This window comes from Rheinheimera hassiensis (assembly GCF_022436675.1).
GTDB lineage: Bacteria > Pseudomonadota > Gammaproteobacteria > Enterobacterales > Alteromonadaceae > Alishewanella > Alishewanella hassiensis.
The window spans coordinates 598,171-614,464 of record NZ_JAKUJZ010000001.1 but is presented as its reverse complement, the minus strand read 5'-3'; the positions used below and the strand labels follow the sequence as shown (position 1 = coordinate 614,464).

The following is a 16,294-nucleotide window of genomic DNA, read 5'->3' as shown; positions in this document are numbered from 1 at the left end:
TATGGTAAGGCAACATAAGTTTAGACAGCACAGCGGCTTTACGCTGTTAGAAGTGATGGTGGTTATCGTTATTCTGGGCATTATCGCCAGTATGGTGGTGCCGAACCTGATAGGTAACCAGGAAGCCGCCGCACGGCAAAAAGCCGTAGTGGATATTCAGCAGTTGGAAAGCGCGCTGGACATGTACCGTTTGCGCAATGGCTTTTACCCCACCACAGAGCAAGGCATGCAGGCACTGGTTACCGCACCAACGTCACAACCGGTACCACGCTCATTTCCGGATGGTGGTTTTATCCGCCGCTTACCGAAAGACCCATGGGATGAAGACTATATTCTGGTAAGTCCGGGCCAGGTTGGCCGTATTGATATCCTGAGTAAAGGCCCGGATCGCACCGCAGGTACTGATGATGACATCGGTAACTGGAATCTGGATGCCAACGGGAATTCAAACAACTAATGCCATCTCTGCCGGCTGTTCAGCATCGTAGCAACGGCTTTACCCTGGTTGAGGTAATGCTGGTTATGCTGCTGATTGGTTTGCTGGCTACCACAGTGGTAATGAATTTTAGCGGCGAATCACGCGAAGAGCGGCTGGAAAAAGAAGCCGAGCGTTTTCAGCAGTTATTTCAGTTTGTCGCAGAAACTGCCATGTTAAAACAGCAGGAATGGGGCCTGTATGTGCTGCCAGATCGTTATGGCTTTTTGTATTACGACAATAACGAAGGCAAATGGGCTGAAGCCGATGAACCTGCCGGTTTACGGCAATATACATTACCGCGCGATATCGCCTTAACACTGGAGCTTGAAGGCTTGCCGGGCGAGGAAACCAACCTGCTAAGCCAACTGGACTGGCAACTGGATGACGACGACCAACAAAGCGACGAAGACAGCAAAATACCGGTGCTGCCGCAGGTGTTTGTGCTGTCGTCGGGCGAAATCAGCCCGTTTCAGCTATTGCTGACAGAAAGCTCTGATCTGACACCGTTGTATAGCGCAATATCGACCGATTTTGCCATACCGCTTACCCGCACGCCGGTATCTGCGGAGCTGCCATGAAGCGTAACGGCTTTACCCTGCTCGAGCTGCTGGTAGCCATGGCCATTTTTGCTACCGCCGGTATGGCCATTATGCAAGCCAGCTCTGCCCATATCCGCAGTTTAAGCCAGTTAGATGATTTAACCATGGCCAGTTACATCGCCAACAATCAGATGCAACTGGCGATGATAGAAACCGAGTGGCCGGGCAAAGAGAAAGATCAGGGTCAGGTAGAAATGGCCAATCGCAACTGGTTATGGCAACAACAGCTAACCCGGGTACCGGACGAAGATTTACGCCTGATACAAATCAGTGTCAGCCTGGCTGAATCGCCGGAGCAGGTGCTGTTTCAGTTGCAAAGCTACAGGGGTAAGCCCGGTGGTTAAGATAATGGGCCCGGTGGTTAAGGCAAACAGCGGTTTTACCTTTATTGAGATGCTGCTGGCAGCGGCCATTTTTGCTTTGGTAGGGCTGGCGTCGGTAGCGGTGTTAACCAGTGTAACGCAAAGTGATGAATTATCGCAGCAGGCCAGTGAGCGCCTGGTGCAGCTGCAGCGCACTATGCTGATGCTGGAACGTGACTTTATGCAAATCAGCGTGCGCCATGTGCGCCTTGATGGTGAAGCCGCGCAAAAATACCGTTTGTTTGGTGAGAAATTTTTACTGGAAAGCGAAGATCATGGCGTTAGCTTTGCCCGGCACGGCTGGCGTAATCCGGGCATGATTTTACCACGCAGTGAAATTCAAACCGTTGCTTACCGGTTACAGGAAGGCACTTTGCAGCGTTTATTTACCTTGTACCCGGACGCTGTAACCGGCACTGAGCCTAAAGTACAGCAGCTGCAAAGCGGCTTATCTGGTTTTGAAGTGCACTACCTGCAGGGTGAAGAATGGCTGGAGCGCTGGCAGGATGCAAATTTCCCGCTGGCGGTACGCATTACGCTGGTTGATGAAAGCCTCGGCCGGTTAGAGCGTATTTTTATGCTACCGGATGCTGCCGTTGCCGCAGGAGCAATAGAATGATGAGGCCGCACAAACAAGCCGGTGTGGCATTGGTTGCGGTGCTGATGATCATTGCCATCGTAGTGGTGATTGCGGTAAACATGACCGGCCGCCTGCAACTGCAACTGCAGCGCCAACAGAATATGCAGCAGCAACAGCAGGCATTCTGGTATGCCATCAGTGCCGAGCAGTTTGCCCGTGTACTGCTGGCCCGCGAGTTATCTGGCCAGGAAACGGTAAACCTGTCACAAAACTGGGCCATGGCCGGCGCGACCTTTCCGGTAGAAAACGGCACCATATCGGGCGATATTATCGATTTGCGCAGCTGCTTTAACTTAAATGCGCTGCAAAATGTTACACCGCAAAGCGGTGGCAGAGTAGAGCAAAGTGCCGGGCAAAAAGCGTTTCAGCGCTTATTGGAGCTAAAAGCGGCAGAGCTATCAATGCCGGCCGAATATCTGACAGCGCGCCTGGGCGACTGGCTGGATGAAGATGGTATGCTAAGCACTGCCGGTAGCGCCGAAGATGATGATTATGCCGCGCTACGGTTTCCGTATTACGCCGCTAACAGCCTGATGGCCAGTGTGTCAGAGTTGCGGGTAATACTGGATATGACACCGGCAGATTACCAGTTACTGGCACCTTTTGTTTGTGTGGTGCCGGAAGATAACCGCTTATTACTGAATGTAAACACACTGACCGAAGATACGGCAGTATTGCTGGCGGCGCTGATCCCTGAGCTGACAGAGCAGGCGGCACTGGATATTATCGCTAACCGGCCGGAAGAGGGTTTTGCTACATTGGAAGAGCTGTTTGCCACCGCTGAGCTTAGCGCTATTACCGTGCCGGATGAGGCTAAAAGCATGCTGGCGCTTAAGTCAGATAGTTTTCAGCTAACAGCGACAGCGGCCTATCTGGAAAGTGGCTTTGTATTAACGTCGGTACTTAAAATAAATGATAATAATCAGGTCAAAGTATTGGCCCGGCGATTTGGAGGCCAGGGGTGAGTGAACAGTTGGTGATCCGGCTAGGTAGCCGGGCAGAACAAAGTATCAGTTGGCTGGTGTGGGCCAGCCATAACCAGGAAGTGATCGCCAGCGGCGAACTTACCGGCACTGAACAATTGCCGGAACTGGCAGTACGGCTAGGTAACCGGCCGGTGGTGGCATTGGTACCCGCATCCGATGTGGTGTTAAAGCAGGTAACCCTGCCGGGCAAGCCTAACCGGCAACTGCTGCAGGCATTACCTTATATGCTGGAAGAAGACCAGGCCGAAGATATTGAGCAGCTGTTTCTGGCGTTGGGTGATGTAGTGCATCACGACGGCCAGTACAGCCAGCAAGTAGCGGTGTGTCAGCACGAGCGGTTGGAGCATTGGCTGAGCGCACTGCAAAGTGCCGGTTTTAGCGTTAGCCGCATGTTACCCGACGCCCTGTTGCTGCCAGAGCAGCAGCTACCCGCCTGTATTCAGTTACATGAGCAGTGGTTGTTAAAACAAAGCAGCTGGCAGGTAGCGGCTATTGATGCACCCTGGTGGGCAGATTACCTGCAACTGGCCGCTTTGCCGATGTTAACCAGTTACAGCCCCTGGCCAGCAGAGCTGATGCAGCCGCATCAGCTGGCAGAGCCGGAGTTGCCTTTAGCATTACTGGCCAGCCAGCTAAACCAGAATAGCTTTACGTTGCTACAAGGCGAATATAAACCCAAGCGTCAGGTAAACCGTCACTTGCAGCTGTGGCGCAATAGCGCCATTTTGGCCGGTGCCTGTTTAACACTCTATGTGCTGCAACTGGGCTTAAATAATTGGCAGTTAGGACGGCAAAGCGCCGCACTGCAACAACAAAGCCTTAGCGTATATCAGCAGGCTTTTCCGAATGAGCGCGTGGTTAACCTTAACCTGCAACTGCAGCAAAAGCTTGCCGCGGTAGGCGGTAGCAATGAGCAGAGCTTTCTGGCCTTGCTGGACAGCCTGCAGCAGCAACTGGCAAAAGTGCCGGATATCAGCCTGGAAAACCTGCGCTTTGATGGTAAACGCGCCGAGTTGCGCTTTCAGGCCAAAGGCGAAGGCTTTCAGAGTTTTGAGCGCTTAAAAACCGCACTGGAGCAGGCTGGCTTTATTGTTGAACAGGGCGCATTAAGTAACGATGGCGGCAAGGTGCAAGGCAGTGTCGCGGTGCGGGGCAAAGTATGAAGCAGCAGTTTTTAACCTGGTGGACAGGGCTACAACTACGCGAACAGCGGCTGGTTGCCGGTGCAGCAGTAGTAGTGGTATTGGGTTTGTTTTACTGGATGCTGTGGCAACCGCTGCATCAGGCCCGTGATATACAGCAACAAAAGGTGCAAAGCGCCCAGCGCCAGCTTAGCCAGTTGCAGCAATTACTGCCGCAGTTAAAAGCAGCCTCTGTTACTACTGCGCGTAGTGGCGGCAGCCTGGCACAAATTATCAGTAACAGTGCGCGCAGCAGCGGTATCAGTGTCAGCCGGATGCAGCCGCAAAACGAGCAGCTCACACTGGTGCTGGAGGATGTCAGTTTCGACAAACTGTTAAGTTGGCTGCATGCGCTGCAGTATCAGCATGGTGTGAAACTGGTAAATTTAGACGTAGCCACTGCTGAAACACCCGGCATAGTGCGGGTGCGGCGTATGGTAGTGGAGTAAGTAAAGCTATGTCAAAAACCAAACTTATTGTTATTGGTGTAACCTGCTATTTAGTGTTTACCTTGCTGTTAACGCCGGCCAGCTGGTGGTTAAAACTGGCGCCAATGCCAGCACAACTGCAGCTGGGCACAGTGTCGGGCACCTTATGGCAGGGCGAAGTAGCCGGTTTACGTTATCAGCAGCTACAGTTTGACAACCTGCAATGGTCTTTAAGTCCCTGGCGGTTATTTACCGGCAAACTGCAGTTTGAGCTGCAAAGTGGCAGCGCGCAAAACCCGGCCCAGCCTTATGTAAAAGCGACAGCCAGTTACGGTTTTGACGGTGGCGCGCTGCAAAATAGTTTATTAAAGCTGCCTGTCGTACAGTTATTGCCAATGTTACCCTTGCCATTACCGGTAGATGCCAGTGGTGAACTGGTGCTGGATGTAGCAGAGTTTAGCCAGGGCCAGCCCTGGTGTAAGGTATTAAACGGCCATGCCAGCTGGCAGGATGCCCGCTTACAAACACCAACCGGCACCTGGCTTGAGCTGCAAAGCCTGTTTGGTGAATTAAGCTGTGCTGACGGTACTGTAGTGCTGACAACCGACGGCGCTAACCGGCTGGGGCTGGATATTAAAGCGGTAATTAATGCCGAGCAGTTACTGGTAAACGGTACGCTAAAACCCGAGGCCGATATGCCCGAAGAAGTGCATCAGGCGATGCAATTCCTCGGCAAGCCGGATCCCCAGGGGCGCTACCGTATTAGCTTTTAAGCCCTAAGCTTAACGGCTAACTGCGATAGTTTCGGATATCATCCAGCAGCACGGTGTAATCGGTAATGGCCGGAAACTCGGTAATTTGCCGGCTTAATTGCTGGCTGTCCGGGTTGGCTACTGCCAGCAAATGCTTAATACCAAAATTCTGTGCGGCTGTTAAAATTGGCAGGCTATCGTCAACAAATAAGGTACGCTGCGGGTTAAAACCGAGCCGTTGTTGCAGCTTTTGCCACAGTGCCCAGTTTTCTTTGGTGACACCAAATTCATGGGTAGAGATCAGCGTATCTATATAACTGGCCAGTTCGGTACGCTCAATTTTAAGCGATAAACTATCCGGATGGGCATTAGTAACGAGCGCTATCTGGCGGCCACTTTGTTTTAACGCGGTAAGAAACTCTGGCACATCGGCACGCATAGCAATTTTATGCATTACTTCGCGCTTTAGCTCGTTAATCGGCAGTTGCAGGCGCTTACCCCAGTAATCCAGACAATACCATTCCAGTTTACCGGTCAGTTCAGCGTACTCGGCTTTTAATTGTGCTTCTGCATCTGCAATGCTGATGCCGCTAATCTCGGCCCAGCGCTTGGGCAAATGTTGCAGCCAGAAGTAATTATCGAAGTGCAGATCCAGCAAAGTACCGTCCATATCCAGCAGCACAGTATCAATTTCAGCCCAGTTCAGCATAGGTTTTTCCTGTTAATCGTTTTATAGTAGCAGTATTGGATTGTACCAGAGGTGGCAGCATGGCGCAGCGGCAGGACGACAAACACAGCAGCAAACAAAAGCCTGAAATTTTAAGTGCAGATATCGTTGCACAAAGCCGCTTATTTAAAATTGAACAGCTGGAGCTCTTGTTTAGTAACGGTGAGCAGCGCACCTATGAGCGTATGCGTGGCGGCGGCCGCGGTGCGGTAATGATTATTGCCTGCCCGGATGCGGAACATTTGTATCTGATCCGCGAATATTGCGCCGGCACCCACGATTACCAATTGGGATTTCCAAAAGGCTTAATTGATCCGGGCGAAGATGTGATTACCGCCGCGAACCGTGAGCTAAAAGAAGAAATTGGTTTTGGGGCGCAACGTTTTGTTCAGCTGAAGTCGCTGGCCTTAGCCCCGGGCTATTTTAATGCTACAATGCATATAGTTCTGGCCTTTGATTTATATGCAGAAAGCCTTGAAGGTGATGAGCCCGAGCCACTTGAGCTGGTGCCGTGGGCACGGCAAAACAGCGTAGCTCTGTTACAGCAGGCCGATTTTACTGAAGCCAGAAGTGTCGCCGCTCTGTTATTAGCGCAGCAATATTTGGAAGCGAACCCGGATGTTTTTAAGCAAACTGCTTGACCCTGTTAAATCTGCGGCCAGAGAGGCCGGAGCAGAGCTATGGCAGCTATACCAAAGCGGTGATTTTCAGCAGCAGCAAAAAGCCGATTTAAGCCCGGTAACCTCGGCCGATCTGGCCGCCAACCGGATTATTATTAATCGTTTGTCTGAGCTGACACCCGATATCCCGATTATTTCAGAAGAATCTCATCTTATTCCGCTGGCACAGCGCCAGCACTGGCCACGTTACTGGCTGATCGATCCTATGGATGGTACCCAGGAATTTGTTGCCAAAAGCGGTGATTTTGCTGTCAGCATTGCGCTGGTGGAACATGGCTGGCCCGCGCTTGGGGTGATTTACTGGCCTAAAGAAGAGGTTATGTACTACGCCAGCCGAGGTAATGGCGCTTTTAAACAGCGGCGTAACCTGATTAATCGTATGCGGGTTAACCAGCACCAGGCCGGGCAAACGCTGAAAATTGCTGTTAGCCGGCGCCAGCCGCTGCAGCCTATTGTCGATTTACTGCAAAGCCAGCACGATGTGGAATATATTGCCCTTGGCAGTTGTTCGCTAAAAAGCTGCCTGGTCGCAGAAGGCAAAGCCGATTGTTATATGCGTCTGGGCCCTACCGGCGAGTGGGACACCGGCGCAGTACATGTTATTGTTGAAGAAGCCGGCGGTAAAATTCTCGACAGCGAATTTACCCCGCTAAGCTACAACCAGCGCGATACCCTGGCAAACCCTGACTTTATGGTAATGGGGCAAGCCAGTATTCCGTGGCCAAAATTAATTAAATCCCGACCTACCGAACGTAGCCTTACCGCTTGATACTGAAAGCTTTCAGTGTGGGTTACGAAGTGTTTTTCATTACTATTATCTTACCGCTGGCAGTTTGGCAACTCCATATCTGGTAAGGCTTTTAGCCAAATCAGCGCATTTTCCGGCTATCTTTTATTCTGGCAAAACGCTATTATGTAGCCGGGTTTTTGCACAGAAAAACAGCATATTGTGACAAAAATACCGAAAATTAAGTCCGCCAGAGACTGCACCCTTACCTACAGTACCCTTAGGAGTTACATCATGTCCGATCTGGATCTGGGCCAATACGGCATCACAGATGTCACGGAAATCGTTTATAACCCTTCGTATGATCAGCTATTTGCGGAAGAAACCCGCAGTGATTTACAAGGCTATGAACAAGGCAAACTGACCAAACTGGGCGCGGTTTCAGTCGATACCGGTATCTTTACTGGCCGCTCGCCAAAAGACAAATACATAGTACGCGACGACACTACGCGCGACACTGTGTGGTGGTCTGATCAAGGTAAAAACGACAACAAAGCCATTACACCTGCAGTATGGGCTGATCTGAAAATGCTGGTAACAACACAGCTTTCGGGTAAGCGGTTGTTTGTCGTAGATACTTTCTGTGGCGCCAACAGCGACACCCGCTTAGCGGTGCGTTTTATTACCGAAGTGGCCTGGCAGGCGCATTTCGTTAAAAACATGTTTATCCGCCCAACGGATGCCGAGCTGAAAACTTACAAGCCAGATTTCATTGTGATGAACGGTGCTAAGTGCACTAACCCTAACTGGCAGCAACAGGGCCTGAACTCAGAAAATTTTGTCGCCTTTAACCTGACTGAGCGCATTCAGCTGATTGGTGGTACCTGGTACGGCGGCGAAATGAAAAAAGGTATGTTCTCCATGATGAACTACTTTTTACCGCTGCAGGGTATTGCCTCCATGCACTGCTCAGCTAACGTGGGCAAAGACGGCGATGTTGCGGTATTTTTTGGTTTATCCGGCACCGGTAAAACTACCCTGTCTACCGATCCTAAGCGCCAGCTGATTGGCGACGACGAGCACGGCTGGGACGACGATGGCGTATTTAATTTTGAAGGTGGTTGTTATGCTAAAACCATTAACCTGTCGAAAGAAAACGAACCGGATATCTACAACGCTATTCGCCGCGATGCGCTGCTGGAAAACGTAACGGTATTAACTGACGGTGAAATTGACTTTAACGATGGCTCTAAAACCGAAAATACCCGCGTGTCTTACCCGATTTATCATATCGATAATATCGTTACACCGGTGTCTAAAGCGGGCCACGCGAAAAAAGTGATTTTTTTAACTGCTGATGCCTTTGGTGTATTACCACCGGTATCTAAGTTAACTAAAGATCAGGCCAAGTACCACTTCCTGTCTGGCTTTACTGCCAAGCTGGCCGGTACTGAGCGAGGTATTACTGAGCCAACACCCACCTTCTCCAGCTGTTTTGGTGCGGCGTTTTTAAGCTTGCACCCAACCAAGTATGCCGAAGTATTAGGCAAGCGTATGGCGGCATCGGGCGCAGAAGCTTATTTGGTGAATACCGGTTGGAATGGCAGCGGTAAGCGCATTTCGATTAAAGCTACCCGCGCCATTATTGATGCCATTTTAGATGGCAGCATTGAAAATGCGGAATTTGTGCAACTACCGTATTTTAATCTGGCAATGCCAACCGCACTGCACGGGGTGGATGATGTATCTATTCTCGATCCGCGGAACACTTACGCTAATGCGGCAGAATGGCAGCTAAAAGCCAAAGACTTAGCCACACGTTTTATTGATAACTTTATTAAATTTACCGATAACGAAGAAGGTAAAGCATTAGTGGCCGCAGGCCCGCTGCTTTAATTTTAAGGTTATTGTTTAAAAGGCCGCACCTGCGGCCTTTTTTTATGATGCGTTTTATGCTGTTGTTATTGATATGCTGCTACTATGTGCAGTATTAAGGCTATTAGGAATGCAAAAAATAGTGCAAAAAAGTATGCTGGGTAAGAGTAGATGGCTTATAAACCCTAATTGGCAGTGAATCATTATTTGGGAACGAGGTAACCGATGTTAAGAACGATTTCGATTCAAAAGCGGCTGTTAGCTGCTTTCGGTACACTGGCACTGCTATTGGCTATTACAGGTGTGTTTAGCTTACACAGCTTATCTAAAGTGCGTGAGCAGGCTAATTTGGTAGAAACAAATTTATTGCCTTCGGTCAGTTATTTAGGCGATGTTGATGCTGATATTGCCCGAAGCCGGGCGCTGACATTGCGGCTACTGCTGGCGATTGATATCAGGCAGGAGGGTGCTACGTTTGATAGTCTTGAAGTGCTGAGGCAAGGAGTTGAAAAGTCAGAGCAAGCTTACGCTGCAACGGTTTATATGCCAGAAGAGCGCAAGTTGTATGAGGCATTTAGCGGCGTTAAAACGCAATATTTCGCGTTACAACAACAGGCTCTGGCGCTGCTGAAGCAGGAAGAAGTTGGTGCGGCTACAGATATGCTGGACAAAATGAACCCGTTGGCTGATCAACTGACCAGCATTTTAAACCAGCTGTCAGAGCTTAATCAGAAAGCAGCCGCTAATGCACGGCTGGAATCTATAGCTACTTATGGCTCGGCACAGATGACGGTTATAGTGTTAATTGTTATTGCAATTATGATTGCGTTGGCTATTGCTATGCTAATTTCCCGCAGTATTAATCAGCCTCTTTCACGGGCTGTAGTATCAGCACAGTATATTGCTGATGGCGATCTAACCCAACAGGTTACGGTCGAGGGTAGTGACGAGCTTACCCAACTGGCAACCGCGCTCATGCAAATGCAGGAAAAACTGCGAGATGCGATTGGTCACATTGCCAGCTCTTCTAATCAGCTGGCTTCAGCTGCTGAGGAACTGAATGTCGTTACTGATGAATCAGCCAAAGCACTGCAACTACAAAATGATGAAGTTCAGCAAGCCGCTACCGCTATTACTGAGATGAGCTCAGCAGTAGATGAAGTGGCAGGCACTGCTCTGAAAACTTCTGAAGCCTCCGCACTATCAGCTAATCTGGCTAAAGACGGCACACAAAAAGTGGTACAAACCCGCAGCGTGATTGAAAAAATGAATGCCGATGTGCGCCAGAGCACTACTGTTATTAACACCCTGGCCGAGAAAGTATCATCTATTAATCAGGTGCTTGAAGTTATTCGCAATGTAGCCGACCAAACTAACCTGCTGGCGCTTAATGCTGCGATAGAAGCGGCCCGTGCCGGTGAGGCTGGCCGCGGTTTTGCTGTGGTGGCTGATGAAGTACGCAGCCTGGCGCATCGCACTCAAACCTCTACCGGCGAAATTGAGCTGATGATTCAGCAGGTGCAATCGTCAGCCAAAGAAGCCGTGAACGCGATGCAGCTCATTAGCGGCAATGCGGATAATGCGCAAAATGTTGCTAAAGCTGCTGCCGATGCGCTGGAGCTGATAGCAGAAAATATTATGGCGATCAGCGACCAGAACCATGTGATCGCCGGGGCTGCAGAAGAGCAATCGAAAGTAGCACGCGAAATAGACAGAAACATAGTAACCATCAGCGATTTAGCGGCACAAACGGCGGCAGGTTCAAATCAAACTACCGCCAGTGCATCTGAGCTGTCGCGCCTGGCCATTGAGCTGAATACGCTGGTCAGTAAGTTTAAGGTGTAGTATTTATTTTAAATTAAATTACCCCAGCAAAAGCCAGAATATTTATTCTGGCTTTTTTATATCTGCTGCAACACCGTTAATTTTTTATCAATTATTAAGTTTTAATTGTTTACTTTTGAATTCATTTGAATACACTGAGTGTTAGTTGAACACAACGACTATCTGGCAAGGAGCGCACAATGAGTAGCAAAACGGTGCCTTTTAGTGCCCGTATCAGCATTGAAGACGCAGAGTTTATCAGTATGTTGGAATATGATGGTGCTCATACACCATCGGATAAACTCCGGGCACTGCTGGCTGAAACCCGGCGCCGGCATGCCAGTTATACCGATTACGGCCAGAATCTGGCACAAATGCAGGAATGGTTAGGACAGATTAAACGGCAGTTGCTGGTGCGTCAGCAGCAATTGAACCAACACGCTGAGCCAGTATCCCGCGTGCTGGACGCTCTGCCTGACTTACTGGCAACATTGCAGACCATGTCCGCCCGCTGCCCGACAATGAATGTACGTGAATTACAGCAAACAGAGCACAGCGTACTGCAGAAAGTTTACCGTTTGAACGAGTTATTGTTACCGCTAGCTGTTACACAGTCAGGTGGCGATAGCTGCGAATTACAGCAAGGTTTATTCGCACTGGTAAAGTTAGTAAATGAACACAGAATGGCAATACAAGGAGAGCAGGCATGAGCGAGAGTATTACCCGCCGGGTAGCCCGGTTAGTTAGCGGTAGTGTTAATGCATTGGTTGACGCTGTAGAAACCAGCGCACCAGAGGCGGTAATGGAGCAGGCAATTCGCGAGTTAGATACCGCTATTGCTGACACCCGCACAGAACTTGGCCAACAGGTTGCACAAAAGCACCTGGCTAGTAAAAAGCTGATGGAAGAAAACAGCCGGTACGAAGCCTTAGCCGGACATCTGGAAGTTGCAGTTGCTAATGGCCGCGATGATCTGGCAGAAGCGGGTATAGCAGAGCAAATGGATATTGAAGCACGGATCCCGGTGTTGGAGGCTTCAATCAGTGATTGTGCCGCACGTGAGAAAGAGCTGGAAGGCTTTATTCAGGCGCTGCAGGCCAAAAAACGCGAAATGAAGGCTGAGCTGAGTGCTTTTGTACAAGCTCAGGCGGCAAAAAACACTGCTGCAACAGCAGGCACCCGCGCCAGCACAAGTGCTACAGATAAAGCAGAGCGCGCCAGTGATGCATTTGGCCGGGTACTGGAAAAAGCCTCTGGCATAGCCGGACGTGATACTGGCTTGGGTAACGCCGGTAAATTAGCTGAATTGGAAGAGCTGGCACGGAAGAACCGTGTAGCAGAACGTTTAGCGGCGCTTAAAGCCGGTAAAAACTAATGCTAAGTCTGATGCTGGCCAGCGAGAATCTGGCTTTTAGCATAGCTCTTGTTCTGATGATAATGATAGCCGTGCTGGAAGGCGTAGCAGCATTGCTAGGTGCAGGAATGTCCTCAGCATTAGAAAGCTTGCTACCAGAATCCGAACTTAGCCCGCATACCGAAGTAGGTCAGGTTGACGCCGATACAGCATTAAGCCGCTTTCTGGGTTGGTTACGGATTGGCGAAGTGCCGCTGCTGATGTTACTGGTTATATTTCTATTCAGCTTTGGCTTGTTGGGCATACTGCTGCAAGGGCTATTTCAGGCTTTAACTGGCTGGCTGGCGCCAGGGTGGCTGGCAGTACCGCTGGTATTTGTAGCCAGTTTGCCTTTGGTGCGGTTGGGGGGCGGAGTATTGCAGGCGGTTATGCCAAGAGATGAAACCACAGCGGTGACTGAAGACAGCCTGTTAGGGCGTATTGCCGTTATTACATTAGGCACTGCCCGGCAAAATTATCCGGCAGAGGCCAGAGTGAAAGATCAGCATGGTTACACCCATTATCTGCAACTGGAACCCGATGCTGAGGGCGATGAGTTTTTGCAGGGAACAGAAGTATTGCTGTTGTCCCGTCAGGGCGCAGTTTATAAAGGGATTAAAAATATTAATCCTCATTTGTCAGATCAGGACCAAAGCCGATCCTGAAATAATGGAAATACATTAAGGTAAAGGAGCAGTAAATGTTGGCAATGAATTTAGTGGATATTCTCGTTATCGCCGGTGTGGCACTGGTAGCGTTGCTGGTGCTGGGGATGATTCTCGCACGGCTATATAAGAGGGCAACCAAGGAAATTTCTTTTGTTCGCACCGGTTTTCGTGGCGAAAAAGTTATTATGAACGGCGGCGCCATCGTGCTGCCGGTATTACATGAAATTATTCCGGTAAATATGAATACGCTGCGCCTTGAAGTGCGCCGTGCTGCCGAGCAAGCGTTGATTACACGGGACAGGATGCGGGCTGACGTAACAGCAGAGTTTTATGTTCGGGTAAAGCCGACAGTAGATGCTATTGCCAACGCAGCGCAGACGCTGGGTTTAAAAACCATGAACCCGCAAGAGCTAAAAGAGCTGGTGGAAGGTAAGTTTGTTGATGCACTGCGCTCTGTTGCGGCTGAAATGGCAATGGAAGAGCTGCACGAAAAACGGGTCGATTTTGTGCAGAAAGTACAGCACGTAGTGTCAGAAGACTTGCTGAAGAACGGTCTGGAACTGGAGTCGGTATCATTAACCGGGCTGGACCAAACCGCATTTGAACACTTTAACCCGCAAAATGCCTTTGATGCGGAAGGTTTAACCAAGCTGACTCAGGCAATTGAATCGCGTCGTAAGATCCGTAACGACATCGAGCAGGAAACTGACTTAGCCATCAAAACTAAAAACCTGGAAGCTGAACGCGCCAAGTTGCAGATCTCACGCGAAGAGGAATACGCCCGCTTAGAGCAGGAACGTGAAGTATCAATTCGCCGTGCCTCGCAAATGGCAGAGATTGCCCGTGAGCAGGCAGAAAAGAAACGTGAAGCAGAAGAAGCTCAGATTGCTTCACAGCGCGAAATTGACTTAAAACGTATTATGTCTGAGCGTGACATTGATAACGAGAACATTCAGAAAGACCGGGCAGTACGCGAAATGGATATCGCTAAACAACGTGCTGTGGAACAAGCTGAAATTGAACGGCAAAAGGCGGTAGAACTGGCGTCACAAGAGAAGTCGATAGCTGTTGCAGAGAAATCCCGTGCTGAATCTGAAGCTAAAGCTGAAGCGGATAAAGCCAGGGCTTTAGCAGTAAAACAGGAAGAAGGTGTTATTACGGTACGGCAAACCGAACAGGCAGAACGTGCTAAACAAGTTGAATTGATTCAAGCGCGTCAGCAAGCAGAAAAAGATGCGATTCATTTAGTTGTAGCGGCTGAGGCCGAGAAAAAAGCAGCTGAAGATCAGGCTGAAGCATTGCGGGTAGCCGCTCAGGGCCAGGCAGACAAAGAGCGTTTAACTGCTAAAGGTCAGGCCGACGCCGAGCTGTTACTGGCCGATGCTAAAGCACGCAGTTATGAAGTTGATGCTGAAGGTAAGAAAGCGATTAACGCAGCGGCAAATATGTTGTCAGTTGACCAAATCGCGATGCAAATCCGGTTAGCGTTGATCGAGCAGTTACCAGAAATTATTGCGCAAAGCGTTAAACCGATGGAGCAAATCAGCGATATTAAGATCCTGCAGGTTAACGGTATGGGTGCTCAGGCTGGGGGTAACGGCGAAACTGCTGCAACCGAAGGTGGCAATGGCTCCTTGGCTGATCAGGTTGTTAACAGTGCACTGCGCTATCGTGCTCAGGCGCCAATTCTGGATTCACTATTGTCTGAAATTGGTTTAAAAGCTGGTGATATCAATGGTATGACTGAAGCGTTAAAAGCCCCACTTAAGCCATAAATAAATACGTTAACAAAAAACAGGCCGCAATTGCGGCCTGTTTTATAGAGTGAAACGTCAGTTAGTCTTCTGACAGGTTTTTCAGTTTATGTTCCCAGCGGCGCTTGGCAAAGCGGCGCATATTAGGGATATCGTCGGTTTCGTCCATAATGGGTTGGCCGATAATGGTTTCAATCACATCTTCCATCGTTACCAGGCCAAGCCAGGTACCGTATTCATCGTATACTAAACACATGTGCTGGCGGTCGTGCATCAGTTGAGCCATTAACTGCTCTACACTCATTTTATCTGAAATAACCTTTACCGGTTTCATCAAATCAGCCACTGTTTTTTGCTCGGTAATGTTGAGCATATCGTAACGGAACGCTATACCCAGCGGGGCTTCATCTTTATCCAGCACCGGGTAGCGTGAAAACTGGCCTACCTTAACCCGTTTAGCAAAGCTATCCAGCGGCTCTTCGGGGCTGGCGGTTTCGCATACGGTGCGCGGTGTCATAATGTCGCGTACTTTAATGTCGTGTAAATCCAGAATATTGGCGATAACGCGCTGCTCGTCTTCATCCAGTTTGTTTAGTTCGCGGCCCAACACGGTTAGGGCTTTAATTTCCTGGCGTAAATCATGTTCGTGGTGGCTGCCGCCAAACAGCTTCATAATTTGATCTGACAACCAGATAAACGGTTTTAACAGTGTAATCATACTGTTAAGCATAACAGGCAGTATCGGTGTCAGTTGCGGCCAGTAACGTGCGCCTATGGTTTTAGGCATAATTTCTGACAACACCAGAATAAGAATAGTCATTATTGCTGACGCAATACCCAGATAGCCATCACCAAATACTAGCGTAACCTGAGCACCCACACCGGTAGCGCCGACTGTATGAGCAACCGTGTTTAGTGTCAGAATGGCTGCCAGTGGCTGGTCAATCTTGTCTTTTAATACTTTTAGCTGTTCATACAGCTTAGGCCGGGTAAGTTTTTGCTGGGCAATGTAGCTTGGGGTAATCGATAGCAAGGCTGCTTCGAGGATAGAACAGACAAAGGATACAGCTATTGACAGAACGACAAAAGCAATTAGAAGACTCATACAGGTTAGTTACAACACTCCGTTTTACTAGGACAGTGGCAGTATAAAGGTGGTGCAGTAAAAAAGCGAGCCACACGCTGATGGTGTGGCCCGCTGTTGCATCGTGCTGAAACGG

Annotated in this window: 18 protein-coding genes; 16 read left to right on the top strand and 2 right to left on the bottom strand. The window is 49.5% G+C overall.

The genetic code is table 11. From position 1 onward, the window contains the following. Position 1: 1 nt before the first annotated feature. From gspG to MJX74_RS02590, 8 genes are read left to right on the top strand one after another with little or no spacing between them, the layout of a single operon-like run. Positions 2-457: a type II secretion system major pseudopilin GspG gene (gene gspG, locus MJX74_RS02625; protein WP_240220652.1), complete on the top strand. Its 456-nt coding sequence runs from the start codon at positions 2-4 to the stop codon at positions 455-457. Next, positions 457-1,056 (top strand): type II secretion system minor pseudopilin GspH, encoded by a 600-nt coding sequence (gene gspH, locus MJX74_RS02620; RefSeq protein WP_240220651.1) that lies wholly within the window; start codon positions 457-459, stop codon positions 1,054-1,056. The genes gspG and gspH overlap by 1 nt, the downstream gene beginning before the upstream one ends. Further along, a complete protein-coding gene (gspI, locus tag MJX74_RS02615; RefSeq protein ID WP_068236871.1) occupies positions 1,053-1,421 on the top strand; it encodes a type II secretion system minor pseudopilin GspI in 369 nt (122 codons plus the stop codon). Before gspH ends, gspI begins: the two co-directional genes overlap by 4 nt. Then, entirely contained in the window at positions 1,414-2,058 is a 645-nt protein-coding gene (gene gspJ / locus MJX74_RS02610; protein WP_231732127.1) for a type II secretion system minor pseudopilin GspJ, read from the top strand. Before gspI ends, gspJ begins: the two co-directional genes overlap by 8 nt. Continuing rightward, positions 2,055-3,044, top strand: a complete 990-nt coding sequence (gspK, locus tag MJX74_RS02605) for a type II secretion system minor pseudopilin GspK (protein WP_240220650.1) — start codon at positions 2,055-2,057, stop codon at positions 3,042-3,044. Before gspJ ends, gspK begins: the two co-directional genes overlap by 4 nt. Next, the gene (gene gspL, locus MJX74_RS02600; RefSeq protein ID WP_240220649.1) at positions 3,041-4,228 is read left to right on the top strand and encodes a type II secretion system protein GspL; all 1,188 of its coding nucleotides are present in this window, start codon (positions 3,041-3,043) and stop codon (positions 4,226-4,228) included. Before gspK ends, gspL begins: the two co-directional genes overlap by 4 nt. Beyond that, positions 4,225-4,695 carry a type II secretion system protein GspM gene (gene gspM / locus MJX74_RS02595; RefSeq protein ID WP_240220647.1) on the top strand — a complete coding sequence of 157 codons (471 nt, stop codon included), beginning with the start codon at positions 4,225-4,227 and terminating at the stop codon, positions 4,693-4,695. The genes gspL and gspM overlap by 4 nt, the downstream gene beginning before the upstream one ends. Before the next feature lie 8 nt (positions 4,696-4,703). Beyond that, on the top strand, positions 4,704-5,447 hold the full coding sequence (locus tag MJX74_RS02590) for a type II secretion system protein N (RefSeq protein WP_240220645.1): 744 nt from the start codon (positions 4,704-4,706) through the stop codon (positions 5,445-5,447). A gap of 16 nt (positions 5,448-5,463) precedes the next feature. On the opposite strand, the gene yrfG is transcribed toward MJX74_RS02590, so the two are convergent. Continuing rightward, entirely contained in the window at positions 5,464-6,135 is a 672-nt protein-coding gene (gene yrfG / locus MJX74_RS02585) for a GMP/IMP nucleotidase (RefSeq protein WP_240220643.1), read from the bottom strand. Positions 6,136-6,194: 59 nt separating this feature from the next. Here yrfG and nudE point away from each other — a divergent pair, with 59 nt between their 5' ends. From nudE to MJX74_RS02545, 8 genes are all read left to right on the top strand, one after another. Next, positions 6,195-6,794: an ADP compounds hydrolase NudE gene (gene nudE / locus MJX74_RS02580; RefSeq protein ID WP_240220641.1), complete on the top strand. Its 600-nt coding sequence runs from the start codon at positions 6,195-6,197 to the stop codon at positions 6,792-6,794. After that, the gene (gene cysQ / locus MJX74_RS02575) at positions 6,772-7,602 is read left to right on the top strand and encodes a 3'(2'),5'-bisphosphate nucleotidase CysQ (protein WP_068236848.1); all 831 of its coding nucleotides are present in this window, start codon (positions 6,772-6,774) and stop codon (positions 7,600-7,602) included. Before nudE ends, cysQ begins: the two co-directional genes overlap by 23 nt. Before the next feature lie 252 nt (positions 7,603-7,854). Further along, complete coding sequence (pckA, locus tag MJX74_RS02570) at positions 7,855-9,456, top strand: phosphoenolpyruvate carboxykinase (ATP) (protein ID WP_092790204.1); 1,602 nt, start codon at positions 7,855-7,857, stop codon at positions 9,454-9,456. Between the two features lie 204 nt (positions 9,457-9,660). Beyond that, positions 9,661-11,280 (top strand): methyl-accepting chemotaxis protein, encoded by a 1,620-nt coding sequence (locus MJX74_RS02565; protein ID WP_240220639.1) that lies wholly within the window; start codon positions 9,661-9,663, stop codon positions 11,278-11,280. Positions 11,281-11,459: 179 nt separating this feature from the next. Then, a complete protein-coding gene (locus MJX74_RS02560; protein WP_240220637.1) occupies positions 11,460-11,969 on the top strand; it encodes a hypothetical protein in 510 nt (169 codons plus the stop codon). Further along, on the top strand, positions 11,966-12,634 hold the full coding sequence (locus MJX74_RS02555) for a PspA/IM30 family protein (RefSeq protein ID WP_240220635.1): 669 nt from the start codon (positions 11,966-11,968) through the stop codon (positions 12,632-12,634). Before MJX74_RS02560 ends, MJX74_RS02555 begins: the two co-directional genes overlap by 4 nt. Further along, complete coding sequence (locus MJX74_RS02550; protein WP_240220632.1) at positions 12,634-13,317, top strand: YqiJ family protein; 684 nt, start codon at positions 12,634-12,636, stop codon at positions 13,315-13,317. The genes MJX74_RS02555 and MJX74_RS02550 overlap by 1 nt, the downstream gene beginning before the upstream one ends. A 35-nt stretch (positions 13,318-13,352) precedes the next feature. Next, positions 13,353-15,095: a flotillin family protein gene (locus MJX74_RS02545; RefSeq protein WP_240220631.1), complete on the top strand. Its 1,743-nt coding sequence runs from the start codon at positions 13,353-13,355 to the stop codon at positions 15,093-15,095. 61 nt (positions 15,096-15,156) lie between these two features. Here MJX74_RS02545 and MJX74_RS02540 read toward each other — a convergent pair whose 3' ends face one another. Next, positions 15,157-16,179 (bottom strand): CNNM domain-containing protein, encoded by a 1,023-nt coding sequence (locus MJX74_RS02540; protein ID WP_240220629.1) that lies wholly within the window; start codon positions 16,177-16,179, stop codon positions 15,157-15,159. Positions 16,180-16,294: the final 115 nt, after the last annotated feature.

Coding starts and splice junctions, on each gene's coding strand:
- gspG (WP_240220652.1), top strand. CDS start 2: ATGGTAAGGCAACATAAGTTTAGACAGCACAGCGGCTTTACGCTGTTA.
- gspH (WP_240220651.1), top strand. CDS start 457: ATGCCATCTCTGCCGGCTGTTCAGCATCGTAGCAACGGCTTTACCCTG.
- gspI (WP_068236871.1), top strand. CDS start 1,053: ATGAAGCGTAACGGCTTTACCCTGCTCGAGCTGCTGGTAGCCATGGCC.
- gspK (WP_240220650.1), top strand. CDS start 2,055: ATGATGAGGCCGCACAAACAAGCCGGTGTGGCATTGGTTGCGGTGCTG.
- gspM (WP_240220647.1), top strand. CDS start 4,225: ATGAAGCAGCAGTTTTTAACCTGGTGGACAGGGCTACAACTACGCGAA.
- MJX74_RS02590 (WP_240220645.1), top strand. CDS start 4,704: ATGTCAAAAACCAAACTTATTGTTATTGGTGTAACCTGCTATTTAGTG.
- yrfG (WP_240220643.1), bottom strand. CDS start 6,135: ATGCTGAACTGGGCTGAAATTGATACTGTGCTGCTGGATATGGACGGT.
- nudE (WP_240220641.1), top strand. CDS start 6,195: ATGGCGCAGCGGCAGGACGACAAACACAGCAGCAAACAAAAGCCTGAA.
- cysQ (WP_068236848.1), top strand. CDS start 6,772: ATGTTTTTAAGCAAACTGCTTGACCCTGTTAAATCTGCGGCCAGAGAG.
- pckA (WP_092790204.1), top strand. CDS start 7,855: ATGTCCGATCTGGATCTGGGCCAATACGGCATCACAGATGTCACGGAA.
- MJX74_RS02565 (WP_240220639.1), top strand. CDS start 9,661: ATGTTAAGAACGATTTCGATTCAAAAGCGGCTGTTAGCTGCTTTCGGT.
- MJX74_RS02560 (WP_240220637.1), top strand. CDS start 11,460: ATGAGTAGCAAAACGGTGCCTTTTAGTGCCCGTATCAGCATTGAAGAC.
- MJX74_RS02555 (WP_240220635.1), top strand. CDS start 11,966: ATGAGCGAGAGTATTACCCGCCGGGTAGCCCGGTTAGTTAGCGGTAGT.
- MJX74_RS02550 (WP_240220632.1), top strand. CDS start 12,634: ATGCTAAGTCTGATGCTGGCCAGCGAGAATCTGGCTTTTAGCATAGCT.
- MJX74_RS02545 (WP_240220631.1), top strand. CDS start 13,353: ATGTTGGCAATGAATTTAGTGGATATTCTCGTTATCGCCGGTGTGGCA.
- MJX74_RS02540 (WP_240220629.1), bottom strand. CDS start 16,179: ATGAGTCTTCTAATTGCTTTTGTCGTTCTGTCAATAGCTGTATCCTTT.